Origin of the sequence: Cypionkella aquatica (assembly GCF_030161095.1) — a bacterium.
Lineage (GTDB): Bacteria > Pseudomonadota > Alphaproteobacteria > Rhodobacterales > Rhodobacteraceae > Cypionkella > Cypionkella aquatica.
This window is the reverse complement of the sequence record NZ_BSPP01000011.1, coordinates 104,517-131,449: the sequence shown is the minus strand read 5'-3', so window position 1 is coordinate 131,449 and position 26,933 is coordinate 104,517. Positions and strand designations below refer to the sequence as shown.

Sequence of the window (26,933 nt, the reverse complement as noted above, 5' to 3'; positions counted from 1 at the left end):
TTCACAAAGTTGCGGCGACGCGGGCGAGGATGTCGAGATAACCCGCGACATTCCAGGCCGAGCGGCCAATGAACAGCCCGTCGATATGCGGGCAGGCGATAAGTTCGGCAGCGTTGCCGGGGTTGACCGAGCCGCCGTAAAGGCAGGGGATGCGGCGGCCAAGCAGACGTTCGGCGGTGGCGACAATCTCGGCTTGACGGGCATCAGCATAGTCAGAGGTGGCAGGGATCCCATTCGCTCCAATGGCCCAGACCGGCTCGTAGGCCAGCAGGATTTGTGCGGATTTTTGCGAAGGCGCAAGTTTGCCAAGCGCGCCTGCAACCTGTGCTGCAAGGGTTTCCGTGGCTTTGCCCGCTTCGCGTTGCGCTAAGGTTTCACCTATGCAAATCAATGGGATAAGGCCGTGACGCACAGCGGCCTCGACCTTTAGGCCAACGGTTTCATCGGTTTCGTTGAAGAACTCGCGGCGTTCGGAATGGCCAAGCTCGACGATATCAAGGTTGCAATCTTTCAGCATTGGCGCAGAGATTTCGCCCGTCCAAGCGCCGTCATCCGCCCAGTGCATGTTCTGCGCGCCGACCTTCACAGAGCTGTGCGCCAGCGCCGATTTGACCTCGCGCACCGCGGTAAACGGCGGGATCACAAAACGCTGGATGCGCGGATCGGCCTGCTGCGGCAAAGCCTGCGCAAAGGCAAGCGCCTCGGCCAAGGTTTTGTTCATTTTAAAGCTGGTGCCGACCCAGACGTGTTTGCTCATGCGGTGTCTCCTGCGATGCAAAGGTGAAGCTCGGCACGATCCAAAGCGGCGCGGGCTTCGGGCTCGGGCGGGGCGTCGGTGATGATGATGTCAAAATCGGCAAGCTCGGCCAGAACGTGCAAGGCTTGGCGGCCAAAGCGCTGATGATTGACCAAAAGGCAGGTCTTGGCGGCGGCGGCGATCATCGCGCGTTTGGCACGCACGACGTTGTCATCCATGTGAAACGCGCGGGAGCCCTGCACGGCTGGCGCGGAAATGAAGGCTATGTCGGCGCGCAGGCGGGCAAGGCTTTCTTCGGTGACAACCCCAAAGAAGCCATTGAACTTATAGGAATAAACCCCGCCGAGCGCGATCAGGGTGATCCCATGTTCTGCCCGCAATGCATCAATCACCGCGGCATTGTTGCTGATCACCGTCAGCGGACGCTTTTCAGGAAGCAGCGCACCCAGAACGGCTGCCATCGAGCCATCATTGATCATCAAAGTCATGCCCGGCTCGACCAAATCAAGCGCTGCACGCGCCATGCGGGCCTTGGCACTGCCCTCTTGCCGAGCGCGAAAGCGGAAGTCGGATTCAAACTGTGTGCCTGCGTCAATCGTCGCACCACCGCGAATTTTCCGCAAAAGCCCCTCGGCTTCCAGATCATCAAGATCGCGGTGAATGGTCATTTTAGACACGGCAAACCGCTCGGCCAGATCATCAAGATCGACCATATGCTGTTCCACCAGCAGATCCATAATCGCCTGTTTGCGATCTTCGCGCTTCACCAGATTCCCCCCTGCCTTGATCGCTTCTAACATTCGGACTGCTCATTGAAAAGTTATTTATGTGATTTTGTTATTGTTACTTGTTATATTTTTGATCGCCGTTTAGGTTTTAGCGCAAGCATAAAGGCAAAAGTTCTGCCCGCAGCGTCAGTTCCGCGCAGAAATCGGGCTTATATTGCCCTCATGTTATCAAAGGCTTGGTCGCTCTATACTTGACCAAAACCGACATTCTTAGATTCGCCAAGGATCGGGCGGCCAGCGGCCAGATGATCCTTTCGCGCGATAGGCCGGGCTAACCGTGGTGGGCCAGCCCGGCCTCATTTCTCGGCAAGCAGCGCCCGCGCGGTTGCCTCGTCCGTGATCAGACCGCTGAGCCTGCCGCTGGACAGAACCGCCCGGATCGCCTGAACCTTATCCGGCCCCCCGGCGACGGCGAAAATATGATCGTCCGTATCAGCAAAGCTGACCGCCAAAGTCCGCGCGGTTAACTGCGTTTGCAGGACACGACCTTTGGCGTCAAAGAAATGGCCTAGCAACTCTCCCATGCCGCCCGCTGATTGTATCGCCTTGATTTCCTTAGGCTCTATCATCCCCGAGGCCACCAGTTGCGCATCCGCCTCAACCGTGCCGATACCGACCAGCTTTAGTTTCGCGGCTTGTGCCATCGCAAACACTTCGCCAACGCCGCGTTGAGCCAAAAGCACCTCGCGATCCTCGGCAGTGTTGGCGAAAAACGGCACCGGCATCACATAGGCGCGCGCGCCGGTTTTCTCGGCAATGCGGTGCATCACATCATGCGGATTGGCAGAGTAATTCCGTGTAAGCCCGCCCAGAAGCGAGACAAATTTCAAATCTGGCGCATCAAGGCGCGGCAGATGCAGCACCATCGCGGCCAAAGTGCGGCCATGCCCCAGACCGATCACCGGGGCGTGGCCCAGCTCTATCTGGCGGCGCAGAAACCCCGCGCCTGCCATGCCCAAACTGCGGATCGGCAGGCCGATCTCGTCCAGATCTGGCGAGACTTCGCAAAAATTCAGGCCGTAACGGGCAGCAAGCTGGGCCTCCAGTGCGACACATTCGACAATATCGCCGTCAATGCAAACCTTTACAGCACCATCCGCCACCGCCCGCGCGATCAGACGGTGCGCCTTGACCGAGGTGACGCCCAGCCGTTTCGCCACCGCCGCCTGCGTCAAGCCGCCGATGTAATGCAGCCAAGCCGCGCGGATCGCCAGCGATTGCTCTGGATCCACGGCGCGGCTCATGCCGTGGCCATCAAAATCGCCAGATCCTGCACCGACAACCGCACTGGATTGGCCTGCATTGAGGAAGAGGCCGCGGCGGCCTCGGCGGCTTGGCGCAAATGCTGTGGCGTGAATCCCATCTGCGCAAGCGTGGGCAGACCGTGTTCACGCGACCATTTCACCAAGTTATTCAGGGCGCTTTCCGGTTTTGTTTCAAAGGCTTCTGCGATCCAACCAATCACTTGATTGATCCGCGCAGGGTCATCGGCGCGGGAGGCGTTGATCGCAAGACCATGCGGCAACAGCGTGCCGCAAATCGCACCATGCGGTGCCGCGATCAAGCCGCCCAACGGTCCGGCCAAACCATGGATCACCCCCAACCCCGCATTGGCCAAAGCCAACCCGCCGCACAGGCTGACCCATGCCATGTCATCGCGTGCTCGCGGGTTTTCAGCCTGCATCAACTGCCGCAATGCGCGCAACCCCTGCGGGATCGCGTCGCGGCACAGCGCATCGGTCAGACGGTTGGCGCGGGTGCAGATATAGGGCTCGATCACTTGCGTGATGGCATCAAGGCCCGAGGCGAGGGTGATGTGTTTTGGTGTATGATCGGTCAGGCTTGGATCAATGATCGCCAGCGCGGGCAGCATCCGCTTGTCGCGCAAGCTAACTTTGCGCTGATGCGCAGGCGAGCCGATCACCGCATTGCGGGTGACTTCAGCGCCAGTGCCGGCGGTGGTGGGGATCGCAATGAATGGCAGCGGCGGGTGATCCAGCGGCAAAGATTTGCCAATGACTTCAAGATGATCCATCAGGGGACGCGTGGCCGGGATCATCGCAGCCACCGCTTTGCCCGCATCAATCACCGCACCACCACCAAGCGCCATGACAACTTGCGTGCCCTTGGCGGCGCTGGTTGCGGCCTCGATCATCGCCACGTCAGGCTCGCCATTCACGACAAAGCGGGTGACGCTGCAGCCCTGCCCGGCCAGCGCCTCGGCGAGCCAATCGGCGCGGGTCGGAGTGCCATGCAGCAGGAAAAGCTGCGTCCCCATAGCCTTGGCCCGCACCGCCGATTGCGCTGCTTGGCCGCGCCCGAACAGGATTTCCGTGGCAGTCAGGAAGGCGAATGAAGACATGGAACCCCCGTCATATGTGAAGATCTTCGACACCGCTGTTAATATGTGGCGCCCAAAACGCAATGCTTTCGGCAATTTGCGTGATAACCTCGCGGTCATTCGGATCACGCTCTTTGAACGACAGCTCAAGGCAGATTTCGTTGTCTTTTGCACCGCCTTCGGCGAAGGCCGCCAGCAAAGGTTCGGGCTGAATCCGCCCCTCGGCATTGAAGGCAGCAGTGAAGGGACGGTGACCGCCCTTATCCATAAGGCTTTGCTTTATATGGATAATTGGTGATACTTTTGGCACGGCGCGCGCCCAGGCATAGGGGTCAACATCATCTGGATTTGGGCTGGTCAGATCGCCGTGGTCGATGTCGGCCATCATCCACATTGGCACCGCCATTTTGGCAGCCGTCAGGCGGGATTGCAGGGCAAGGGCGGCAGAAATGGTTTCGCCAAATTCGCGCCCGACACTCATCGGTTCCCAAAAAACATAGGAGAGCCCCGCCGATTTCGCATGCTCTGCAACCTCGCCCCAGGCCTCAATCGCAATCTGGATCAGGTATTCGCGGCGCTTTTGATCATCAAAATCGCGGTAAGTGAAGATCGCAAACTGGGTGCCGACGCTGGTGCCGCCCAGATCGGCGGTAATGTCGGCAAAGGTCTTGAACCAGTCGATATAATAGCGGCGCACGTCACGGTCCGGATGGCCGAAATGGTTCAAACGGCCATAGGGCCCGGTCATGCCTGATGTGATGCGGACGCCGGTGCGGGCCTGCGCCGCCTGCATCTGGCGGGTCAGCCGACGGATCACCGGAGCAGGCCATGACGGGTTGATAAACTCATGCGTTAACTGCAAATCGCGAATCCGCAGATCGCGGGCGACGGTTTCGATCAGATCGTCCGGGTCAGCAAAGCGGTTCACAAGCGGGTTGGTGTTGAGCGAAAGTGTTAACATTTCACGCCCCCTGCCGCATCCAAGCGGTGAAAGCCGCCTGCTGATCGGCGGACAGATGCAGGTTGTGCTTGGTGCGACGGGTCAGAACATCTTCCGCCGTCTGCGCCCATTCACGGGTGATCAGATAGCGGGCTTCTGCCTCGTATAGATCACCGCCGAAATGCTGACCAAGGCCGCTGAGATCGCTTGCGCTGCCGACCAGATCGCGGGTGCGGGCGCCGTAATGGCGGCCGTAATGCGCGATCAGGCTGCGCGGCATCCAAGGGTAGGCCACACGCAAGTCATTGGCAAAGCTTTCATAATCGGCACTTGGCATCTCGCCGCCCGGTAGTGTCGCATGGGCAGTCCAATCCGCACCCATTTGCGGAAAGATCGCTTTCAAGCGGTGCAAACCGCGCTCTGCCAACTCGCGGAACGTGGTGATCTTGCCGCCAAATACGTTCAGGAGCGGCACGCCGCCCGTCTCATCCAGATCAAAAACATAGTCGCGGGTGACCGCTGAAGGGTTGCCCTTGCCGTCATCAAACAACGGACGCACCCCCGAGAAATGATGCACCACATCAGAACGCCGCAGCTTTTGCTTGAAGTAACGGTTAACGGCGGCCATCAGATACTCAATCTCGGGCTCTGACGCCGTGACTTCTTCTGCGCGGCCTTCGTAGGCGACGTCAGTGGTGCCGATCAGTGCCTTGTCGCCTTCGTAAGGGTTAATGAAGATGACCCGTTTGTCATGGTTTTGCACCAGATAGGCGTGATCACCCGACCAGAATTTCGGCACAATGATATGGCTGCCCTTGACCAGCCGCACATTGCGGGCAGAGTTCGATCCAGCCACCCGTGTCACGATATCGGTGACCCACGGCCCCGCCGCATTCACCAGACATTTGGCGCGGAAGCTGCGTTTTTCGCCGATGTGATCGGTGGTTTCCACCGTCCAAGCGCCGTTCTCGCGCCGGGCCGAGGTGCACGCCGTGCGGGTCAGCACCTGCGCGCCCTTTTCTGCTGCATCCAACGCGTTCAGCACCACCAATCGCGCATCATCGACCCAGCAATCCGAATATTCAAAGCCGCGTTTATACTGATCCATGATCGGCGCGCCCTGCGGATCGCGGCGCAGATCCAGCGTGCGGGTTCCCGGTAGTTTTTTGCGCCCGCCAAGGTGATCATACAAAAACAGCCCCAGCCGCACCAACCATGCGGGGCGATCGGTGGGCGAGTGCGGCAGCACAAATCGCATTGGCCAGATGATATGTGGGGCGGCGTTCAAAAGCACTTCGCGCTCGATAAGCGCTTCGCGCACAAGGCGAAATTCGTAATATTCCAGATAGCGCAGGCCACCATGCACCAGCTTGCCTGACCGCGACGAGGTGCCCTGCGCAAGATCGTCTTTCTCGCACAAAACCACCGACAGCCCACGCCCCGCTGCATCTCGCGCAATGCCTGCACCATTGATACCGCCCCCGATCACAAACAGATCAACCAGATGAGAGTCAGATTTATTAGGGTCAGAATTTCTATCGTTAGAAAATCTATCGTTAGGATGACTAAGGCTCATTGTGCGGTCCTGTCTTTGGCGTGGCGCGTCTCGGCAAGGGTCGCCCAAGCTGTGGCAAGCCCTTCGCGAGCGGATTTGTAAGCGGGATAGGTTTGGGCATAGAGGGCAGTCAGGGCCGGATCGGCGGGTTCAGCCGCACCCAAAAGCGGGGTGACCCATTCGGCAATGCAAGCATCCATCGACGGATAAGCTCCAATCGCCACCGCCGACATCATTGCCGCCGCAGCTGCGCCAGCCTCTTCGCGCTCTGAGACGCGCACGGGGGCGCCCGTGGCCGCGGCCAGAACGCCGCGCAAACCTTTAGAGCGGGCAGCCCCACCCGTTAGACGCAATTCCAATGGCTTAGAGCCCATCGCCTCGTAGCAATCGCGAGCAGCCATGCCCAGACCTTCGACCACCGCGCGCAACATATCGGCAAAACGATGGTTGAAATTCAACCCGACAAAGCCCGCACGCGCATCGGCATTGACGAAGGGCCCCCGCTCTCCGGCCTCGGAAATATAGGGGTGATAGAGCACCGCGCCGGGTTTGCTGGCGGCAAGCCAGCTTTCGATTAGCGGCACGAGGTCGGCATGTTTGGTGGGCCGCCCGAAGTCTGACATCAGATCGGCTGCCATCCGCAAAATCCAGTCGATGTTCAGCGTCGCCGACATATTCGTTTGTACTTGCGTCACCATTCCCGGCACCGGCAGGCAGATCACATAGCCGGTGCCCTCGGCGTTCAGATGCACGCCCTCAACCGGGGTCGCGCGCATGTGCACGCCAGTGGATCCGACGGTCGAACAGGCCGCCCCCGCAGCCCCGGTATGCACCCCCGCCCCCAGCGCAGTCATCACCATATCGACAAAGCCAAGACTGACCGGGGTGCCAGCAAGCAGCCCGGTTTGTGCGGCGGCTTCGGCGGTCAAAGGATGGGTGATCTGGCTGCCATCGATGATTTCAGGCAGCAGTTTGCGTCGGTGCGATAGCCCCAAGGCGTCAATGACGCTGTCATCATAGGCGCGCGTGCGGAAGTTGCCGAAAGTAAAGCTCGCCTCGGAAGGGTCGGTCGCACGCACGCCAGTGAGATTAAGGTAAATCCAGTCTTTACAATGCAATACAACCTCGGCTGCGTCCAGCAGCTGGGCGTGAAAGCGATCCATATGCGCCATCTGCGTGCCTTGCTGGCAGGTGTTCAGCCCGGTGCCAGTTGCCTCAAACCGCGCGCGATTGGCGGGGCTTGCGGCAAGGCGCTGCACCGTGGGGGCCGCGCGGGCATCCAGCCAAAGCCAAGCGTCACCGACGGGCTTGTTGCCCGCGCCCACCAGCCAGGTGCCGTCGCCCTGCGCAGTCACAGACACAGCCGCGGTGCGGGTGGCAAGGTTTGGCACCTTTTCACCCAGCCCGCGCAAAGCCTGCGCGCAATCGGCCCAGGTTTGGGTCAGCGATTGCGTCGCGGCACCATCCGCCCCGGAGACATAGCTGTTGGGCACCGCGTGGGCGGCGATCTGCAGGCCCGAGCGGCTAAACGCCACAGCCTTGACCACCGAAGTACCAGAATCAATGCCGATCAAAAGCTCTGCCATGCCGCCTCCCTGACGCCGCCAAATTCCCAACCCCTCCGATTGGTACCGAAGTATTATCACATAGCAATAACACAAGTGATGAATTATTTTGCGGACATCGTAATTTCTTTCAGATAAACTGAGTTGTGTCAACTGATGCTGGAGACACAGTAGCCGGAGATTAGCTTGCGCGGATCGCTGTGAGAGGACTGCAGCAGTCTTGCCGCCCAGACCCGCCTTAAAATGACGCAAATACAATATATTAGGTGATAAATACCCGCATGGTGGCAAGATTATTCGCCGCAACGCAGCGCTTTTCGCAGGCGCAGAATAGCCCTGAGACTCGGCTGCAAATGCATGACATAAGCCGCGGAATGCTAAGAAGATGAGCGTGTCGCCTGCAAAAGACCCGATTGACAGACGGATTAACATATAACAGTATCTTAACAGTTGATACCATAACTCTATCACGATTGTGGTGCTTAGACGGTCAAATCATCCAGCGGGAGGAAATCGTTGGCTGGCTTGGTGAAAAGGGGGGAGTCATGTCAAATTTGCAGCCGCATCGCGGCCGATCGCGCCGTATGTGCTTGCCACATCGGGCATTTTTCGCATCCACCCTGCGCCTCACCGCCACTTCACTGCCCTTTTCAGCCCTATCCAAGGTCACCGTCAGATGAGCCAACAGCCAGACACCGCTTTCGCGCCGCAACGCAAACGCAGCCTGCTGATAACCGCAGCCGCTGTCGTGCTGGTTTTGGGCGCGATGGCGCTGGATACCACCGTGGTGCAGATCGGCTCTGATCAGGATGTGCGCGCGGCAAAATTCTCACCCGAAGCTTACGGCGCCGCGACCTTCCCGAAAGTGCTGGAAAATATCACCAGCCGCGCGGTGGATGCGGTTGAACTGGCCACCGCGATTGCCGCCGACCCCAAGGCGGCAGAGGCGAAATACTCTGTCGGTGGCGTTTATCCGGTAAAGTTTGAAGGTGTCGTTGCAGAGGGCAAGTCTGGCCTCTACTTCGTCGATGTTGCAGGGATTCCGGCACCGTTGCGGCTGCGGGTGCAGACCGGCCCCGCGATCAATGGCACCGAACTTCGCGATGCAAGCGGCGAGATCAGCTTTAGCCAATTCACCAATCAGATCGAATATCAGGACGCAGGTTCTGCGCTGAACAAAGAGATGAAAAAGCTCGTGCTGGATGGCATCGACAACAGCGCTTTGACCGGAAAAACCGTTGAAGTTACGGGCGCGTTCAAGCTGGTGAACCCGAAAAGCTGGATGATCACCCCGGTTGTACTGGTGGTGAAATGACCGCGCAACCCGTTCTTTCTGCACGCAATATTGCCAAGGCTTATGGCAATATCCACGCTTTGAAGGGGGTGAATTTTGACATTCATCCGGGGCAAGTCACGACCCTGTTCGGCGAAAATGGCGCTGGCAAGTCGACACTGATGAAGATTCTGTCGGGCGTGGTCAAACCCACCTCGGGCGAGATCGTGCTGGATGGGGCAGCTGTCACATTCGCCAATTCAACCGATGCGCGCAATCGTGGAATTTCGATTATCCACCAGGAACTTAGCCTTGCCCGCAATATGAACGTGCGCGACAATATCTTCATGGGCCGCGAAATCATTGGGCGCTCTGGCGTCGATTTTGCGGAAGAAGAACGTCAGACCCGCCTGCTGATGGCAGAGCTTGAGGAAGACATCGACCCGCTGACCCCGGTGGAAGAACTTAGGCTTGGCCAGCAGCAAATCGTTGAAATTGCACGGGCTTTGTCGGTAAACAGCCGCATCCTGATCATGGACGAACCGACAAGCGCGCTGTCGGCCACCGAGGTCGAAGTGTTGTTTAAGGTGATCCGTGATCTGACCGCGCGGGGCGTGTCGATTGTGTATATTTCTCACCATCTGGAAGAGGCCTTGCAGATCACCCATCATGCTGTGGTGCTGCGCGACGGCGCGATGACGGCCTATGCAAAGCGCAGCGAAATCGACCTTGAATGGATCGTGCGCAACATGGTCGGCGAGAATTTCGATCTGGGCAGCCCGCCTGAGGGCTATGCGATGGGCGAAACCGCTTTAAGCATCGAAAACCTGTCTGTGCCAGACGCGGCGGGGGTGGGCTTTTCTGTCGTGGACCGCCTGAGCCTTTCGGTGAAGGCCGGGGAAATCATTTGTATCTATGGGCTTATGGGCGCAGGCCGCACCGAGTTGTTGGAATGTGTCGCCGGTCGGCTGGCGCCTTCGGGCGGTCGGGTGATGTTGCAGGGCCGCGATGTAGCGGGCCTGACGATCGCACAACGCATCGCCCGCGGCCTGGTTTTGGTGCCAGAGGATCGTCAGCGTGATGGCCTTGTGCAGACCATGTCGGTTGGCCAAAACTTGTCACTGGCCAGCATCGGCGCGTTTACCAAGGGCCTGTTTACGTCTCGGAAAGCCGAAACTGCGGTGGTTGCTGAGGCCATTCGCAAGGTCACAGTGAAAACCGATGCCTCTGGCGCAGCCCCGATTGGGTCTTTGTCGGGCGGCAATCAGCAAAAGGTGGTGATCGGCAAGATGCTGGCCACCAACCCAAAGGTGATCGTGCTGGACGAGCCGTCGCGCGGCATCGACATTGGCGCGAAAGCCGAGGTGTTCCGCCTGTTGGCAGAAGGCGCGAAACAGGGCCTCGCGGTGATCTATTCGACTTCGGAAGTCGGCGAGTGCCTTTCGATTGCCCACCGTATCATCGTTATGCACCGCGGCCGGATCTCGGCTGAATTTGATCACACCGTCGCCAAAGAAAAGATCATGGCCGCCTCTGGCGAAGCCGTGGCTCACTAAGCGCAACTGGAGCACCTCATGTCATCGACCCCAAAGCCGAATACAAAACAAGGGTTTGACCCGATTGCCCTGCTGCTGGAGGGCCGTGCTTTTTTCGCGCTGATCGCCATTATCGTGGTGTTCTCGTTGCTAAGCCCGAACTATCTGTCGGTGGCAAACTTTCTGGTGATGGCCAGCCATGTCGCGATCTACGGCATCCTTGCGATTGGGATGCTGCTGGTGATCCTGAACGGCGGCATTGATCTTTCGGTCGGCTCTACGCTTGGGCTGTCGGGCTGTATCGCGGGTTTTCTGATGCACGGTGTGCTGATCGAATCGGCGGGCGTGATCCTGTATCCGCCTGTCTGGGCGGTGGTGATCCTGACTTGCACGATGGGCGCGTTGGTTGGTTTTGTGAACGGCGCGCTGGTGGCTTTGTTCAAAGTGCCGGCCTTTGTCGCCTCGCTGGGGGTGATGTATGTGGCGCGCGGCATTGCGCTGTTGATGACCAACGGCCTGACCTTCAACAACCTGAGCGGCAAAGCCGAGTTGGGCAATCAGGGCTTCAACTGGCTGGGCTTTAACCGGCTGGGCGGCGTGCCGATCGGGGTGCTGGTGCTGGCGACTTTGGCGATTTTAGCGGGGCTGACGCTGTCGCGTACTGCATTTGGCCGCTGGCTTTATGCCTCGGGCGGCAATGAGCGGGCAGCGGAACTGTCGGGCGTGCCGGTCAAGCGGGTGCAGATCACGGTCTACGTCCTGTCGGGCATCTGTGCCGCCATCGCTGGGTTGGTTTTGTCGTCGCAACTGACTTCGGCTGGCCCCACCGCAGGCAACTCTTACGAGTTGACCGCGATCGCCGCTGTGGTGATTGGCGGCGCGGCCCTGACGGGCGGGCGCGGCACCATTCGCGGCACAATGCTGGGCGCATTTGTGATCGGCTTTCTGTCGGATGGTCTGGTGATCATCGGCGTGTCTTCTTACTGGCAGACGGTTTTCACGGGTGCTGTGATCGTGCTCGCCGTGCTGCTGAACTCTATTCAATACAAGCCGAAGGCTAATGCCTGAGGCCCCGAACTTCACCGGCGCGGTCCCTATCCGTGCCGGAAAGACCCGGCCAAGTGATTGGCAAACCAAGACGAATTCAACCAAGGGAGAGAGACTATGTTCACCATGACCAAGCGCGCGCTGCTTGCCGCTGTCGCCATCAACGCCCTGCTTGCAGGCACTGCGATGGCCGAAGGCCTGATCACCATTATCGTCAATGACCCGGCGAACCCCTATTGGAAAACCGAAGGCGACGTGGCCGCTGCTACCGCTGAATCGTTGGGCTACACCGCAGCCGTTTCGGCACACAAGGGCGACACCAACGCGGAATCGACGATGATCGACACCGCAATCACCAACAAATCCGTCGCGATCATCCTTGATCCGGCAAATGCGGATGGCTCTATCGGTGCGGTGCAAAAGGCAGTTGACGCGGGCATCCCGGTGTTCCTGGTCAACGCTGAGATCAACAAAGAAGGCCTCGCGAAAGCGCAGCTGGTGTCGAACAACGCCCAAGGTGCGGCTTTGGGCGCGCAGCAGTGGGTTGCTTCGGTTGGTGAAACGGGCAACTACGCCGAACTGTTCGGCAACCCGGCTGACAACAACGCAGCCACGCGCTCGAACGGCTATGAAACCGTGCTGACCCAATACCCCGATCTGGTGAAAGCCGCCAAAGAAGTCGCCGATTGGGACCGCACCAAGGGCCACGACAAGATGCAGTCGATCCTGCAAGCCAACCCCGACATCATCGGCGTGATCGCTGGCAATGACGAGATGGCTTTGGGCGCGATTGCCGCGCTGAAAGAGGCCGGCAAGCTGGAAGGCGTCAAGGTTGGCGGCTTTGACGGCTCGCCGGATGCGGTCGCTGCGATCACCGCAGGCGAAATGCAATACACCGTGTTGCAGCCCGTCGCCGTGTTCTCGGCCGAAGCTGTGAAGCAGGCCGACAGCTTTATCAAGACCGGCGCCACCGGTGCTGCGACCGAAAAGCAGCTGTTTGATTGCCTGCTGATCACCAAAGACAACGTCGCCAACTACACTGGCCCGTTCACCCTGTCGCAATAACCTAACCCGGGGGAGCGCTGGCACCAGCGCTCCCTTGCTTTTCGGTCCCTGCGCAGGCATCGCTAGAACAACCCGAGGGGCGACAAAATGACCGATATGAAACCGCCCTCTGGCCTTATCGCTGGGGAATTGCCATCTGACAGCCGCCACGCCCGCCAACTCGCGCGTCGCCAGCTGATCACCGAATCCGTGATGGCTGAAGGCTCTATGCGGATCGAAGATCTGACCGAGCGTTTTGGCATTTCGCTGATGACCGCTCACCGCGATCTGGACGAGCTTGTTGCGCGCGGGCTTTTGCGTAAATCGCGCGGCATTGTATCAGCCGCACCGACAAGCCTGATCGAGGCCTCTGACGTTTACCGTTTCTCGCGCCAATCTGCCGAGAAAAAGGCGCTTGCCGCCGCCGCGATGCAGTTTGTTGAACCCGGTCAGGCGATTTTCTTTGACGATTCCACCACTGTTTTGCAGATGGCAGCCCACCTGCATGCCAAAGTGCCGCTGACCGCGATCACCAACTCTCTGATACTGATGAACGAGTTGAACGGCATCCGGGATCTGTCGATCCTGGGGCTTGGTGGTCAATTGCATAACTGGTGCAACGCCTTCATGGGCCGGATGACCACCAACGAAATCAAACGCTTGCGGGCGGATACGCTGTTCTTGTCGATGCCTGCGATTACCGATGACATCGTGTTTCACCAATCGCCCGAGATGGTTGAAACCAAACGCGCGATGTTTGATTCCGCGCAGCGCCGCATCCTTTTGGCCGATCACACCAAATTCAGCCGCCGCGCCTTGCATGCCTTTGGCGATCTGACCGAATTCGATGTGGTGATCGTCGATCATGCCACAGATGCCGCCCATATCACCCGGATGCGCGCCAAAGGGATTAACGTGGTGATCGCATCCGAAGCCGCGCAACGGGTCGAGCTTGACAGCGAAGATGCATAATGTAGCGCCTATTGCTGTTACAATCTCACTATGTCATGTTCACTTTATCAGAGCAGCGGCAGCGCAAGGGTAAAACATGACCAGCATTCTGGGCATTGATAATGGACTTACCGTCACCAAAGCGGTAATTTTCGATGTTTCGGGCCAGCAGATCGCCGTTGCCCGCCGCCGCATCCCACAGCTTTTGCCCGCCCCGCATCATGTCGAGCGTGATATGGAGGGTCTATGGCGCGCCACGGCCGAGGCGATTGCCGAAGCGATCCAAGCCTCGGGCCGCCCTGCCAGCGATATTGTCGCCGTTGCCGCCACAGCGCATGGCGACGGGCTTTATCTGCTCGATCACGAAAACCGCCCCTTGGGCAATGGCATCTTGTCACTGGATGGACGCGCGGGGGCAATCTGCGACGGCTGGCGCGACCGTGCCGATGCGGCGCTGAAACTCACCGGGCAGATCCCGCCTGCGTGTTCACCCGCTGCATTGCTGGCGTGGGTGCGCGACAACGAGCCTGATCGCTTCGCCCAGATCGGCACCTTTCTGGCCTGCAAAGACTGGTTGCGGTTCTGTCTGACCGGCAGTATCGGCACCGACCGAACCGAGGCTTCGACCGCCTTTACCGATGTGCAAACCCAAGACTATACCCTTGATGCGCTTCAGCTTTTTGATCTGGAAAACGTCGCCCACGCCCTGCCCGACATCGCAGGATCAGCCAAGATTGTCGGTCATATCACGCCCGAAGCCGCGCGCCTGACCGGGTTGGTCGCGGGCACGCCAGTTGCCGCTGGCCTGCATGATGTCACCGCCTCGGCATTGGGAATCGGCGGCCATGCGACGGGCGTGGTGGCTATCGTCGCGGGCACATATTCGATCAACGAAGTCGTCTCAGATGCGCCCAACACCGATCAGCGCTGGCTGTGCCGCAATGCGATCCTGCCGGGCCAGTGGAACAATATGGCTTTATCGCCCGCCTCGGCCGCCAATTACGATTGGTTTATCGAGACCCTGTGTCAGGCCGAACTGAGCGCCGCGACCAAAGCGGGCGCCTCAATCCACGCAGCCCTTGCGGTTGAGATTGATGCTGCGTTGTCAAAGCCTACGACGTTGATTTTCCATCCCTATCTTTACGGCTCGCCCTATGGCCCGCAAGCCAGCGCCAGCTTTACCGGCCTGCGCGGCTGGCACAATCGCGGCGATATGCTGCGTGCGGTGCTGGAAGGCATCGTGTTCAACCACCGCACGCATATTGATGCCTTGCGCGCGGGCTTCTCGGTGACCGAGGCGCGGTTAACCGGCGGCGTCGCCCGCAACCCCGCCTTTGCGCAGATGTTTGCTGATATTCTGGGCATACCCGTCACCACCAGCCAGACCGAAGAAGCAGCCGCTTGGGGGGCTGCCCTGTGCGCCGGGGCTGCGGTTGGGCTGTATGACAGCCCGCTGCACGACCCCCGCGATATGTCGCTTTTGGGCCAGACCTACAGCCCCGACCCTGCCCGCGCCGCGGCTTATGAGGCGCGCTTTCAGCTTTACAACAAAATCACCGACAGTCTCGCACCGCTGTGGCCCGAGATCGAAGCCCTTGTGCCATGACCTCCGAGACGCCCGCGCCCCCTGCCCCAGACTCCCGCACCCCAGATACCCGCGCCAAAGAAAACCGCCGCGAGGAAATCGCCGCCTATGTCTTGCGGCAGGGTGAGGCCCGGATCGACGATCTGGTGCAACATTTCGGCGTCTCACGCATGACCATTCACCGCCATATTGACCAGCTGGCGGCCTCTGGCCTGCTGCGCAAACAGCATGGCGGGGTCACTGCCCTGCCCTCGGGCGTGTATGAAAGCCTGTTCCGCTATCGCCAGACCGTGGCCACAGCCGAGAAATCCAGCCTCGCCCGGGCCGCCTTACGCTTTGTCGAACCGGGGCAAGTGGTGATGCTGGACGATTCCTCCACCAGCCATGCCGTGGCGGGTTTACTGCCGCAACTGGCCCCGCTGACCGTGATCACCAACAGCCTTGCCAGTCTACAGGCCTTGACAGGCATGGATGAGATCAGTCTGATTTGCCTTGGCGGTCAGTTTCACCCCACCTACAACGCGTTCATCGGCCATCTGTGCGAAACCGCTTTGCCAGCCTTGCGCGCAAATGTGCTGATCTGCTCGGCTTCCGCCGCGCAAAACGGTGTCGCCTATATTCAGGATGCGCAAGTGACCCGCACAAAACAGGCGATGATGGCCAGTGCAAACCGCCGCATCCTCCTGTTGAACCACGAGAAATTTGGCCGCAGCGCTTTGCACGCGCTGGCCCCGCTAAGTACGTTTGACGCCGTTCTGACCGCCTCCACGCTGCCCCATGCTGAAATCCAAGCCCTGAAAGCCGCCGGAGTGCGACTGCATCTGATCGAAACGGACCCAAAATGACCGACCAATCCCGCCTGCAAGACCTGTGTGACAATGGCATTGACGTGCTGATCCTTGGCGCTGGCATCAATGGGGCTGGCCTGTTTCGTGACCTTGCCGAACAGGGCTTGCGGGTGCTGATGGTTGAAAAGGGCGATTTTGGCGGCGGCACCTCGGCGGCACCGTCACGGATGATCCACGGAGGGCTGAAATATCTGGAAACCGGCGAGTTTCGCTTGGTCGCGCAATCAACGCTGGAACGCAATCTGCTGTTGCGCAATGCGCCACATGCGGTGACGCCGCTGCCGACTCTGATCCCGATTTTCTCATGGACCAAGGGGGTTTGGGCGGCTTTGCGCACGCTGTTCGGATCAACCACCGCCGCGCGCAGCCGGGGAGCTTTGCTGCTAAAGGTCGGGCTGTCGATCTATGATCACTACGGCAGCCGCGCCAATGTGATGCCGCGCCACCAGATGAAATCCCGCGCCAAAACCTTGGCCGAATTCCCCCAAATGACCCCGCGCATCGTCGCCTCGGGCCTGTATTACGACGCCAAGATCGCCGGACCCGAGCGGCTGGTGTGGGAGCTTCTGGCCGATGGCATGGCCGCCTGCCCCAATGCTTTGGCGCTGAATTACACCACCCTCACCGCACACAACGGCGCGGAAATCACCTTCACCCGCGAGGATGGCCACCCATTCACCACCAGACCCAAGCTGGTGATCAATGCCGCAGGCCCGTGGATTGACCGCGTCAACGCCGCGTTGGGGGTCGAGACCAAGCTGATCGGCGGCACCAAAGGCTCGCACATTTTGCTTGACCACCCAGAGCTGATCAAAATGCTCAACGGTCAGATGATCTACTTTGAGGCCGACGATGGCCGCATCCTGTTGGTCTATGACTACCTTGGCCGCGCACTGGTGGGGTCAACCGACATCAAGGCTGCGGACCCCGAAAACGTGCGCTGCGAAGATGACGAGATCGCCTATTTCCTGACCAGCCTGCGGGCTTTGCTGCCTGGCCTGCCGTTTGAGCACAGCCATATCATCTATGCTTATTCCGGCATCCGGCCCCTGCCCGCCTCGGATGCCGCCATGCCCGGCCTGATCAGCCGCGACCATTCCGCCCCGGTGCTGGAAGCCACACCCAGCCGCCCCTATCCGATCATCTCGCTGGTGGGCGGCAAATGGACCACCTTTCGCGGCTTTGCAGAAGAGGTCGCCGACACCTGCCTTGCCCGCCTGAACCATCCGCGCCGCATCAGCACACGCGATCTGGGTATTGGTGGCGGCAAAGCCTACCCCGTTGACAATGCAGCTAAATCCAAGCTGATCGCCACCGCTGCCGCGATGGGAAACCTGAACATCGCCCGCGCAACCGAGCTGTTCGCGCGCTACGGCACCAGCCTTGCCAGCTTTGTCGCGCATAAATCAAAGCAAAGCGACGCCACCCGCCTGCCGCATGCGCACAGCTACAGCATGGCCGAGATCGACTGGCTGGCCCGCAGCGAGGCCGTAGAACATCTTGCCGATCTGGTGCTGCGCCGCATCACTTTGGCGGTGACAGGCGCGATCAATGCCGCCGATCTGGCGCAGATCGCCGCTATCATAGCCGAGGCCAAAGCCTGGCCGCCCGAGCGCGCAGCCACCGAAATCGCACAACTGACCGCCCAGCTTGCCCACACCAACCGCCAAAGCCTTGCGCGATGAAGCCCGGCACAAACACCCTGCTGCGGTTCTATTTCGGCGGGCTGAAACTGGGCCCCGGCAAGGTGCAGCTGCTGGAGCATATCCGCGACACTGGCTCGATCTCCGCAGCCGGTCGCGCGATGGAAATGAGCTACAAGCGCGCGTGGATGCTGGTTGAGGAAATGAATTCGGCCCTCAAAACCCCCGTGGTGGACAGCACGCGCGGCGGAGCAAAGGGCGGTGGCGCGCAGCTGACCGCGACGGGGCTTGCCATCATCGCGCAGTATCGCGCCGCCGAAGCCGCCAGCGCGCAGGCCACCGCCCCGCATATCGCCGCCCTGCAATCGCTGCTCCGCGATATTCCCGAGCAGAAATAACGCTTGCACGCAGGCGTCCCGTCGATATGTTCACCCAAACATATCACAGGAGTCCCCATGCTAACCCGCAGCCACGCCCTGACCGCCGCTTTGCTGGCGAGCCTTGCTTTTCCTGTTGCTGCTCCTGCCGCAGAAATCACCGTCTTTGCCGCAGCCAGCCTGAAAAACGCACTGGATAGCATCGCCGCCGATTGGCAGAAAGAAACTGGCAATAGCGTGGTGATCTCTTATGACAGCACTGCGAAACTGGCGAAACAGATCGAGCAAGGCGCGCCCGCCGATGTGTTCATCTCGGCGTCGAAAAAGTGGATGGACACGCTTTCAGATGAAAATTTGATCAACAAAGACGGCCGCAAAGACTTGCTGGGCAACACTCTTGTTCTGGTCGCATCGGGCAAGGCAAACCCGGTAGACATCAACAAAGACCTTGATTTGAAAGCGCTTCTTGGTGACGGCAAGCTGTCGATGGGCACCGTCGACTCCGTCCCCGCTGGCCAATATGGCAAAGAGGCCCTCGAAAGCCTTGGGCTCTGGGCCAGCGTCGAAGCCAATGTCGCGCAATCCGATAACGTCCGTGCCGCCCTCGCTTTGGTTGCTGCGGGTGAAGCCCCTTACGGCATTGTCTATGGCTCGGATGCTATCGCGGATGATGAAAGCGGCGATAAGGTTTCGGTGGTCGCCACCTTCCCCACAGACAGCCACACGCCAATCGTCTACCCTGCGGCGGTAACCGCCCAAAGCGTCAAACCCGAAGCGCAAAGCTTTCTGGATGCCTTGTCCAGCGATGCCAGCGCCGCCGTGTTTGTCGCCCAGGGCTTCACCGTTCTGAAGTAAGGCTGCATGTCCGACTGGCTTTCCCCCGATGAATGGCGCGCCGTGGCATTATCGCTGCGTGTCTCACTTTGGGCGACCGCGCTCAGCCTGCCTTTCGGGATCGCGGTCGCGCATGTTTTGGCGCGGCGCGACTTCTGGGGCAAACAGGCGCTGAACGGCCTTGTGCATCTGCCTCTGATCCTGCCGCCTGTGGTGACGGGCTACCTTTTGCTGCTGGCCTTCGGGCGCAAAGGCTTTATCGGTCAATACCTTGACCAATGGTTCGGGCTGGTGCTTGCGTTCAAATGGACGGGAGCTGTGCTTGCCGCCGCCGTGATGGCCTTTCCCCTGATGGTCCGCGCCATTCGCCTTTCATTCGAGGCGGTCGATCCAAAACTGGAACAGGCCGCTGGCACGCTGGGTGCATCGCCCGCTTGGGTTTTTCTGACCGTCACCTTGCCGCTGATCCTGCCCGGCGTCATTGCGGGCGCGGTCTTGGCCTTTGCCAAAGCGATGGGCGAGTTTGGCGCCACGATTACCTTTGTTGCCAATATCCCCGGCCAAACCCAAACCCTGCCCTCGGCAATCTACACATTTCTGCAAGTGCCGGGTGGTGATCCGCAAGCCTTCCGGCTGGTGCTGGTGTCCATCGCCGTCGCCATGGCCGCGCTGGTAGTCTCTGAACTGCTCGCCAGCCGCGTCGCGCGCAAGGTTGCAGGCAGATGACGCTTTCGGTCGCGCTAAATCACCAATTTCCCGGCTTTACACTGGATGTGAACTTCGTGGCCCCGCCCGGACTGACCGCCCTATTTGGCCGTTCTGGCTCTGGCAAAACCAGCGTTATCAATGCCGTTGCGGGCATCCTGCGCCCCGACCAAGGCCGCATCAGCACCGCAGACACCATCCTGCTTGACACCTCTAGCGCCATAAACCTGCCCCCCCACCGCCGCCGCTTGGGCTATGTGTTTCAAGACGCCCGACTGTTTCCGCATTTGACCGTGCAACAAAACCTGAGCTATGGCCGCTGGTTTGCCCGGCCCTCCAACGGCCCGAATTTCGATGACATCGTGGGTTTGTTGGGCCTGCAAGCGCTGCTGCAGCGCCGCCCCGGCGCTTTGTCGGGCGGTGAGAAATCCCGCGTAGCCATCGGCCGCGCCCTGCTCTCGAACCCCGCGCTTTTGCTGATGGACGAGCCCTTCGCGGCCTTGGACGATCCCCGCAAGGCCGAGCTTCTGCCCTATATCGAAACCCTGCGCGATCAGACTCAAATCCCGATCCTCTATGTCAGCCACGCGTTGCCCGAGGTCGCCCGCCTTGCCACCACGCTGGTTGTGCTCGACCAAGGACGCAGCCTGCATGCAGGCCCGGCCGCCGATTTGCTGGCCGACCCCGATCTGGCCCCGGCCCTTGGGTTGCGTGATGCGGGTGCGATGATCAGCGCCGAAATCACCGCACAAGGCCCCGATGGCCTGACTGAACTGCACAGCGCGGGCGGCCCGCTCTGGTTGCCGCAGATCGCAAGCCCCCCCGGCACCCGCCTGCGCATCCGCATCGCCGCGCAGGATGTGATCCTGTCGCGCCAGCGCCCCGAAGGTCTGTCCGCCCTGAACATCATGCACGGCCAGATCACAGAAATTCGCCTCAGCGATGACGGTGCGCTGGTCCAGTTGGCCATCGGTGCCGAGCATCTGCTGGCCCGCATCACCCAACGCTCGGCCACGGCGCTGCGGCTTGCACCCGGAGATCCAATCTTTGCCATTGTGAAATCCGTTGCCGTTGCGCAGAAAGATATCGGCAAAAGGTAAGGGGCGCTTATGATCATCCGCGACAAACCCCGCGCATGGGAACTGGCTTTCGCTTTGCGCGGGTCCATCTTGCCACATATCGCTTTTCCTTTGGCGGGTGTTGTGGCGCTCTCGGCGCTGATGGTGCTGCTCGACCACCATTTTGGCCTGTTGCCGCATATCGAGGGCATCCCTTTTACCGTGTTCGGCATCGCTTTGTCGCTGTTTCTCAGCTTTCGTAACAACGCGGCCTATGACCGCTGGTGGGAGGCCCGCAAGCTTTGGGGCGGCTTGCTTGCCGATCTGCGCAGCCTTGCACGCGAGGTTGAGATATTTCTGCCGGACCAAGGCCTGCGCCACCGTATCCTGCTGCAATCTCTGGCATTTTTGCACCTACATCGCCGCCAGCTGCGCAGGTTAAGCCATGATCTGGAAACCCAAACCCGTTCCCCAGAGCTGCTGGCAGACCCGCATCCGCCCTGCTCAGCGCTCAATCTGATCCATGCGGATTTGGCGCAAGCCTATGCCAAGGGCCAGATGGATGGCTTTGGTGCGCGCACCCTGACCGCCCGCTTTGGCAGCATCGCGCTGGCCCAAGCAGGGTGCGAGCGGATCGCAGCCACCCCGCTGCCCTTCGTTTATTCGCTGCTGATTTACCGCACCACTTACCTGTTTTGCCTGCTGCTGCCGATGGCTTTGGTCGGCACATCAGGCTGGCTGACGCCTTTGTTCGTCGGCATCGTGGCTTACGTTTTCCTTGGGCTGGCGGAAGTGACCGAGGAACTCAGTCACCCGTTCGGCAGCACATTGAATGCGCTGCCGCTGGATGCAATCTGTCGTGCCGCCGAGATCAGCCTCGCCCCGCATCTGGGCCAGCCTTCACCTCCGCCGCTGCAACCCGTTGATTTTCATCTCAGTTAAAGGTCGCCTTCACAGAGCGTGCAGCCAAGCCATCCGTTCCGCCAGATCGGGTGCGCCAAAGGCCAGCGAACCCATCACCACCGTCTCTGCCCCAGCCTCGCGCAACAGCGGCACCGTGGTGTCACGAATCCCGCCATCCGCCGCCAGGATCACCCGCTTGCCGCTGGCCGCAATCAGCGCACCCGCCTCGCCCAAACGTGCGCCCGCCGTCGGGTCCAGCCCCTGCCCTTTCACCCCAATCGCCGTGCCAAGCAGTGTCAGCATATCCAACTGCGCCACCCATTTGGCCGCTTTGTCGACCGGAGTTTCCACCCGCAGCACCATGCCCGCCTTCAGCCCATGCGCACCAATTCGCTGCAAGCCCTCGGCTGCATTGGCGTTTTCAACATGCACCGAAATCAGATCCGCGCCCGCTTCGGCAAATTGATCAATCTGCGCAATCAGCACCGCATCATCCACCATCAGATGCACATGGATCGGGATCGAGGTCAGCCCGCGCAGCCCCGCCACCAGATCGGGGAAAAACAACAAAGCAGGCGCAAAATGCCCATCCGCCACATCTATATGCAAAATATCGGCATGCGGCGAGATGCGCTCCAGATCATCGGCAAGCCGGATCAGATTGGCCGACCACATGGAATATTCGGCCAGCAAGCGGCTGCGCGGCAAGGCGTTGATCCAGTCAGACGGTGGACGGGGCATAGGTGATCTCCTTCAAAAACAATGTCATAGCTGCGGCGAGCGCCGCAAGATGCGCGACCTTATCCCGCGCTTTCGCGGGCAGTTCCACCAGCCGCGCATGCGGGATCAGCGCGGTCAAAGCCTGCGCATGCGCCATAGGATGCACCGCATCCTCGGCGCAGCCGCAGATCAGCGTGGGAACTTGCAACGACCGCAAATCCGCCGCCGTAATCCCCGGCCCATCGGCAGAAATCGTGGTCAACAACCGCGCGGTCTCCCGCTGCGGCGCACGGCTGAAAAAGCCCACAAGCGAGGCAAGATTATCAGGTGCCGCATCCCGCAGCCACCGCGCCGTCTCTCCGCCCGCAAAAATCGCTTGCGCCTGATCGGAGGGCAGCGTCGCAAGCAGCTCGCCGACTTCGGCATTGGGCGCCATGTTTTCGGGTGCCGCATCCACCACCCAAGCCGGGCGCACTAGGATCAGCGCCCGCACCAGATCGGGGCGCGTCACGGCAAGCCGCATCGCAATCGCCGCCCCCATTGAAATGCCTCCCAGCACAACGGGACCGCCCATCGCGTCGATCATCGCCGCCACGTCATCGGCAAATTTGGCTATGGAAACCGCATCCCCCAGCGGCGACGCACCATGGCCCCGGCACTCCAACCCTTGCCAGCGCTGACTGCCAAGCCCTTGCATCGCCTCGGCAATCTGCCCCGCCCCGCCGCAAAGCCCGTGCTGGAACACCAAGGCCGGGCCACTGTCACCCGCGCCATAAACCGCCAATTCCAAACCATCGCGCTGCAACCTGCCAATCCGCATCACAAATCGCCCAACACGCCCGACAGATAGCGCGCCACACCCGCCGCCTCATCTGCGGCCAAGCCATGCGTCACCAGATCGCCGTCAAACCCCGCCGCTTTCAAACGCCCCAGAAAATGCGGAAAATCCACCACACCCTTGCCCGCCGTGGCAAAACCTCCCGCGCCGTCGCGGTCTTTCGCATGCGCCATCGCAATCCGGTCGGCCAGCAGATCCACCGAGCGGGCCAGCAAATCGCGCTGTTCTTGCAGCGTCGCCACCTCAAAAAGGTTCGCCGGGTCCAGCACAATTGCCAGCGCGGAGCTTTGCAGCGTGTCGATCAACAGACGCGCGCGCGGCGCAGCATCGACAACATTGGCCAATTCTGGCTCGATCCCCAGTTTGATGCCATGGGCCTCGGCCAGCGCGCAAGCCTTGGCCATCTCATCCAGCAAATCGCGCCACGCCTCGGGCGATGCGTTGTCAGGATGATGCCGCCATTGATCCTCAGCATCGCGGGTGCCTGTGCACAACGTCACCATCCCCGTCCCCATCGCCCTCGCATGGGTCAGCAAAATCTCCAGCCGCGCCAATCCCTTGGCCCGCACCTTCGGATCGGGATGGATCATGTTATAGGTGCCGGACACTGCAGCAATCGCCACGCCCGTCGCAGCACTGGCCGCAGTAACTGCCGCCACATCGCCCGCGCTCAGGCTGTCCGGCATCGCGGCCAACCCCGAGCACGCCATATTATACTGCACGCAGGCAAACCCCGCCGCCTTTGACGCCGCCAAAACTGTTGCCGGATCACTGCCCGCGAATGTCTTGGCAAAAATCCCCAGCCGCATCACAACGCCCCCGACACATCCGCCAAGTTCACGGGCTGCCCCGTCCGCGCCGATTGCGCAATCGCCACCATCGCGCGCACTGACGCAATTCCGTCCTCGATATCCGCCCCAGATTGCGGCGTGCCGTTCAAGATCGTATCCGCGAACCCCTCCATTTGGCGGCGATAGAAATGCCCATCCGCGCCCAGAACCCGGTGCGTTGCGCCATCGGATTCCTTGAAGATATCGACTTCGGACGATTTGTAATACCACGGGTTATAGGTCTTGCCCAAGACCGAGCCTTGTTCGCCGTAAATCTGAAAGCCCTCGTGCCAATCCATCCGCACCGCCACCGTCAGATCAAGGTGCCCCAGCACCCCATTGGCAAATTCGACATCCACAAACCAGCAGCGGATGCCAGCGCGATTCAAAAGCCGCGCATCCACCGCCACGATTTCCCCCGCGAAATAGCGTGCCGTATCAACAAGATGGCTGCCATGCGCCAACATGTAATATCGGTCCAGATCGGCCTTTGGGTTCTCAGATGGCTTTCGCGCATTCTTTGATGTCACCATCAACGGCTGCACCGCATCGGTCATCGCATAGCGGTGCGTGTTGTCGCAATACCAAGCCTTCAGGGCCACCAATTGCCCCATTTCGCCGTCAATAAACGACTTCGCCGCCTGCAATCCGGCATCATAGCGCTTCATATGGCCAACCTGCAGGGTCAGCCCAGACCCCGCCACCACAGAACGCAATGACTCTGCTTCTTCAATGCTGACTGCCAGCGGTTTTTCGCACAACACATGCTTGCCCGCCTGCAACGCCATCAAAGCCGCTGGCACATGGAACGCGTCCGAGGTGGCGATCACCACTGCTTCCAAGTCAGGGTCGGCCAGCATCGCGGAATAATCATTGTAACTGCGGCGCGGCGCATGAGTGGCGGCCATACGGTCGCGCAGATCGTCCGCCACATCGCAAATCGCATATAGCTCGGCATTGCGCGCCTTGGTGCAGGACTCGAAATGCGCCGCCTGCGCAATCGGGCCGCAACCCAGCACGCCCACCCGCAGCAATCGGTTCTCTTTCGCGGGCATCACTTATCCTTTCAAAGCATCAATTTCAGCAAGGCCAGAGTTCCCCTCCATCGGCCCCAGTTTTTGCACCGCCAGCGCCCCCGCCGCATTGGCGCGCGCCAGTGCATCCGGCAAAGCCTGCCCGGCGGCAAGTAAAGTCACCAGAGTCGCACAAAAACAATCGCCCGCCCCGGTGGGGTCCAACACCGACACCCGGTGCGCAGCCAGATCGACAATGCCGCCTGCATCGCGCCCGATACAGCCCTGATCGCCGCGCTTCAAGACGACCACTTGCGCAGCCCCTGCCAGCAAACGCGCCGACCACGCGTCAAACGCCTGCTCCGGCCACAAAACATCCGCATCAGCATCGGACGGTAACACATAACCGGCCATCGCAATGATCCGCTGCAAAGCCCCGATATATCCCGCATCCGAGATCAACTCTGCCCGGATATTCGGATCAATCGAGATCGCAACCCCTTGATCCACCAGCCTTTCGCACAAAGCCAGCCCCGTCGCCCGCATCGCTACATCGCCCAGCATCGAGCCCGAGATATGCAGCACCGAAATCCCCGCCGCCAGAAACCCCGCTGCAATCTCGTCCAGCCCCGGCATCCGCGCCGCCGCCGAATGGCCGATGTTGAACACGAAATCCCGGCTGCCATCGTCGTTATAGCTGACGAAAGCCGACCCAGTCGGCACCCCCGGCACCACCCTGATCAGCCCCGGATCAACGCCATCCGCGACCAGCCGATCCAGCACCACCCGGCCAAAGGCATCATCGCCCACGGCGCCTGCAAACACCGCCCGACCGCCAAAACTGGCGGCAATCCGCGCCGCCTGATCAATGAAAATCCCCGGTGCACCTGACGGAAACGGCCCGATATAGGGTGCGGCCACCAGATTGCGCCCGCCCTTTTCGGCACAGACAAACTCCACCAGCAACTCGCCGATCGACCCGATCACCACGGGCGTTTCAGAAATCGGCGCCATGATTCAGCCGCCAACCATCAGCTTGACGACCTCATCATGCGTGGTCTCCGAAATCCGCCGCTCTCCGGCCTGCACGCCGCGCCGCAGCACCACGATGCGATCCGCCACTGCGAAAATATCCTGCAGGTTGTGGCTGATGAAAATCACCCCGCGCCCCTGCGCCTTCAACTGGTGGATCAACTGAATGACCTTGCGCTGCTCTGGCACACCCAAGGCCGCCGTCGGCTCATCCATGATCAGGATTTGCGCGTTCCAATACACTGCACGGCCAATCGCCACCGCCTGCCGCTGCCCGCCCGAGAAATTCGACACCGGCGCGTCCAGACGACTGACATGGAAATCCAGCAAAGCCATCGTCGATTTCGCGGCCTCGGCCATCTTGGCGCGGTCCAGCACTGGCAAAAAGCCAAACGCCTTCCGCATCGGTTCCCGCCCCAAAAAGATATTCGCGCCAATCGTCAGGTTATCGGCCAAGGCCAGATCCTGATAAATTGTCTCAATCCCGATGTCGCGCGCCTCTTGTGGCGAGTTGAAGCTAACCTTCTGACCTTTCAACAAAATCTCACCCGAGGATGGCTGATAAACCCCCGAAATCGCCTTGATCAGCGTGGTCTTGCCCGCGCCATTGTCGCCCGCAAGGGCCACAACTTCACCCGCCCGCACCATCATCGTCAGATCATTCAGCGCCTGCACCGGGCCGAAATTCTTCGACAGGTTGCGCACCTCCAACAGCGGCTCGCCGATCGGAGTTTGGCCGATTGGGGTCATA

General features: G+C 60.3%; 26 protein-coding genes. 13 read left to right on the top strand and 13 right to left on the bottom strand.

All coding sequences use genetic code 11. The features are described 5' to 3' along the window. Position 1: 1 nt before the first annotated feature. The 7 genes from QQJ98_RS15985 to QQJ98_RS15955 form a co-directional block, all read right to left on the bottom strand. Positions 2 to 757: a triose-phosphate isomerase gene (locus QQJ98_RS15985; protein WP_284326361.1), complete on the bottom strand. Its 756-nt coding sequence runs from the start codon at positions 755 to 757 to the stop codon at positions 2 to 4. Next, positions 754 to 1,557 carry a DeoR/GlpR family DNA-binding transcription regulator gene (locus tag QQJ98_RS15980; RefSeq protein ID WP_284326360.1) on the bottom strand — a complete coding sequence of 268 codons (804 nt, stop codon included), beginning with the start codon at positions 1,555 to 1,557 and terminating at the stop codon, positions 754 to 756. Before QQJ98_RS15980 ends, QQJ98_RS15985 begins: the two co-directional genes overlap by 4 nt. A gap of 284 nt (positions 1,558 to 1,841) precedes the next feature. Next, complete coding sequence (locus QQJ98_RS15975; RefSeq protein WP_284326359.1) at positions 1,842 to 2,789, bottom strand: sugar-binding transcriptional regulator; 948 nt, start codon at positions 2,787 to 2,789, stop codon at positions 1,842 to 1,844. Then, the gene (locus QQJ98_RS15970; protein ID WP_284326358.1) at positions 2,786 to 3,907 is read right to left on the bottom strand and encodes an iron-containing alcohol dehydrogenase; all 1,122 of its coding nucleotides are present in this window, start codon (positions 3,905 to 3,907) and stop codon (positions 2,786 to 2,788) included. Before QQJ98_RS15970 ends, QQJ98_RS15975 begins: the two co-directional genes overlap by 4 nt. A 10-nt stretch (positions 3,908 to 3,917) precedes the next feature. Beyond that, entirely contained in the window at positions 3,918 to 4,847 is a 930-nt protein-coding gene (locus tag QQJ98_RS15965; protein ID WP_284326357.1) for a sugar phosphate isomerase/epimerase family protein, read from the bottom strand. Position 4,848: 1 nt separating this feature from the next. After that, positions 4,849 to 6,402 (bottom strand): glycerol-3-phosphate dehydrogenase, encoded by a 1,554-nt coding sequence (locus tag QQJ98_RS15960; protein WP_284326356.1) that lies wholly within the window; start codon positions 6,400 to 6,402, stop codon positions 4,849 to 4,851. Beyond that, positions 6,399 to 7,967, bottom strand: a complete 1,569-nt coding sequence (locus QQJ98_RS15955; RefSeq protein WP_284326355.1) for an FGGY-family carbohydrate kinase — start codon at positions 7,965 to 7,967, stop codon at positions 6,399 to 6,401. The genes QQJ98_RS15960 and QQJ98_RS15955 overlap by 4 nt, the downstream gene beginning before the upstream one ends. 655 nt (positions 7,968 to 8,622) lie before the next feature. Between QQJ98_RS15955 and QQJ98_RS15950 the strand changes: the two genes are divergently transcribed. From QQJ98_RS15950 to QQJ98_RS15890, 13 genes are all read left to right on the top strand, one after another. Beyond that, complete coding sequence (locus tag QQJ98_RS15950) at positions 8,623 to 9,261, top strand: DUF2291 family protein (protein WP_284326354.1); 639 nt, start codon at positions 8,623 to 8,625, stop codon at positions 9,259 to 9,261. Next, positions 9,258 to 10,775, top strand: a complete 1,518-nt coding sequence (locus tag QQJ98_RS15945) for a sugar ABC transporter ATP-binding protein (RefSeq protein ID WP_284326353.1) — start codon at positions 9,258 to 9,260, stop codon at positions 10,773 to 10,775. Before QQJ98_RS15950 ends, QQJ98_RS15945 begins: the two co-directional genes overlap by 4 nt. Before the next feature lie 18 nt (positions 10,776 to 10,793). After that, positions 10,794 to 11,822, top strand: a complete 1,029-nt coding sequence (locus tag QQJ98_RS15940) for an ABC transporter permease (protein WP_284326352.1) — start codon at positions 10,794 to 10,796, stop codon at positions 11,820 to 11,822. 96 nt (positions 11,823 to 11,918) lie between these two features. Beyond that, on the top strand, positions 11,919 to 12,866 hold the full coding sequence (locus QQJ98_RS15935; protein WP_284326351.1) for a D-ribose ABC transporter substrate-binding protein: 948 nt from the start codon (positions 11,919 to 11,921) through the stop codon (positions 12,864 to 12,866). 87 nt (positions 12,867 to 12,953) lie between these two features. Further along, the gene (locus QQJ98_RS15930; RefSeq protein WP_284326350.1) at positions 12,954 to 13,817 is read left to right on the top strand and encodes a DeoR/GlpR family DNA-binding transcription regulator; all 864 of its coding nucleotides are present in this window, start codon (positions 12,954 to 12,956) and stop codon (positions 13,815 to 13,817) included. 76 nt (positions 13,818 to 13,893) lie between these two features. Then, positions 13,894 to 15,402 (top strand): FGGY-family carbohydrate kinase, encoded by a 1,509-nt coding sequence (locus QQJ98_RS15925; RefSeq protein WP_284326349.1) that lies wholly within the window; start codon positions 13,894 to 13,896, stop codon positions 15,400 to 15,402. After that, a complete protein-coding gene (locus QQJ98_RS15920) occupies positions 15,399 to 16,226 on the top strand; it encodes a DeoR/GlpR family DNA-binding transcription regulator (RefSeq protein WP_284326348.1) in 828 nt (275 codons plus the stop codon). The genes QQJ98_RS15925 and QQJ98_RS15920 overlap by 4 nt, the downstream gene beginning before the upstream one ends. Beyond that, entirely contained in the window at positions 16,223 to 17,914 is a 1,692-nt protein-coding gene (locus QQJ98_RS15915) for a glycerol-3-phosphate dehydrogenase/oxidase (RefSeq protein ID WP_284326347.1), read from the top strand. Before QQJ98_RS15920 ends, QQJ98_RS15915 begins: the two co-directional genes overlap by 4 nt. Further along, positions 17,911 to 18,270, top strand: coding sequence for a winged helix-turn-helix domain-containing protein (locus tag QQJ98_RS15910; protein ID WP_284326346.1), 360 nt, complete (start codon positions 17,911 to 17,913; stop codon positions 18,268 to 18,270). Before QQJ98_RS15915 ends, QQJ98_RS15910 begins: the two co-directional genes overlap by 4 nt. Positions 18,271 to 18,327: 57 nt before the next feature. Then, on the top strand, positions 18,328 to 19,104 hold the full coding sequence (gene modA / locus QQJ98_RS15905) for a molybdate ABC transporter substrate-binding protein (protein ID WP_284326345.1): 777 nt from the start codon (positions 18,328 to 18,330) through the stop codon (positions 19,102 to 19,104). Between the two features lie 6 nt (positions 19,105 to 19,110). After that, complete coding sequence (gene modB, locus QQJ98_RS15900; RefSeq protein ID WP_284326344.1) at positions 19,111 to 19,809, top strand: molybdate ABC transporter permease subunit; 699 nt, start codon at positions 19,111 to 19,113, stop codon at positions 19,807 to 19,809. Continuing rightward, positions 19,806 to 20,888: a molybdenum ABC transporter ATP-binding protein gene (modC, locus tag QQJ98_RS15895; RefSeq protein ID WP_284326343.1), complete on the top strand. Its 1,083-nt coding sequence runs from the start codon at positions 19,806 to 19,808 to the stop codon at positions 20,886 to 20,888. The genes modB and modC overlap by 4 nt, the downstream gene beginning before the upstream one ends. A 9-nt stretch (positions 20,889 to 20,897) precedes the next feature. Then, positions 20,898 to 21,788, top strand: coding sequence for a bestrophin family protein (locus QQJ98_RS15890; RefSeq protein WP_284326342.1), 891 nt, complete (start codon positions 20,898 to 20,900; stop codon positions 21,786 to 21,788). Between the two features lie 9 nt (positions 21,789 to 21,797). Here the strand turns inward: QQJ98_RS15890 and QQJ98_RS15885 are convergent, their stop codons facing one another. Genes QQJ98_RS15885 through QQJ98_RS15860 form a run of 6 tightly spaced genes read right to left on the bottom strand, consistent with a single transcriptional unit; the run spans position 21,798 to position 26,932 of the window. Further along, the gene (locus QQJ98_RS15885; protein ID WP_284326341.1) at positions 21,798 to 22,490 is read right to left on the bottom strand and encodes a ribulose-phosphate 3-epimerase; all 693 of its coding nucleotides are present in this window, start codon (positions 22,488 to 22,490) and stop codon (positions 21,798 to 21,800) included. After that, positions 22,471 to 23,289: an alpha/beta fold hydrolase gene (locus tag QQJ98_RS15880; RefSeq protein WP_284326340.1), complete on the bottom strand. Its 819-nt coding sequence runs from the start codon at positions 23,287 to 23,289 to the stop codon at positions 22,471 to 22,473. The genes QQJ98_RS15885 and QQJ98_RS15880 overlap by 20 nt, the downstream gene beginning before the upstream one ends. Further along, complete coding sequence (locus QQJ98_RS15875) at positions 23,289 to 24,116, bottom strand: sugar phosphate isomerase/epimerase family protein (protein WP_284326339.1); 828 nt, start codon at positions 24,114 to 24,116, stop codon at positions 23,289 to 23,291. The genes QQJ98_RS15880 and QQJ98_RS15875 overlap by 1 nt, the downstream gene beginning before the upstream one ends. Then, a complete protein-coding gene (locus QQJ98_RS15870) occupies positions 24,116 to 25,192 on the bottom strand; it encodes a Gfo/Idh/MocA family protein (RefSeq protein WP_284326338.1) in 1,077 nt (358 codons plus the stop codon). The genes QQJ98_RS15875 and QQJ98_RS15870 overlap by 1 nt, the downstream gene beginning before the upstream one ends. Before the next feature lie 3 nt (positions 25,193 to 25,195). Next, positions 25,196 to 26,164, bottom strand: a complete 969-nt coding sequence (locus QQJ98_RS15865; RefSeq protein WP_284326337.1) for a sugar kinase — start codon at positions 26,162 to 26,164, stop codon at positions 25,196 to 25,198. A gap of 3 nt (positions 26,165 to 26,167) precedes the next feature. Beyond that, positions 26,168 to 26,932: an ATP-binding cassette domain-containing protein gene (locus QQJ98_RS15860; protein ID WP_284326336.1), complete on the bottom strand. Its 765-nt coding sequence runs from the start codon at positions 26,930 to 26,932 to the stop codon at positions 26,168 to 26,170. Position 26,933: the final 1 nt, after the last annotated feature.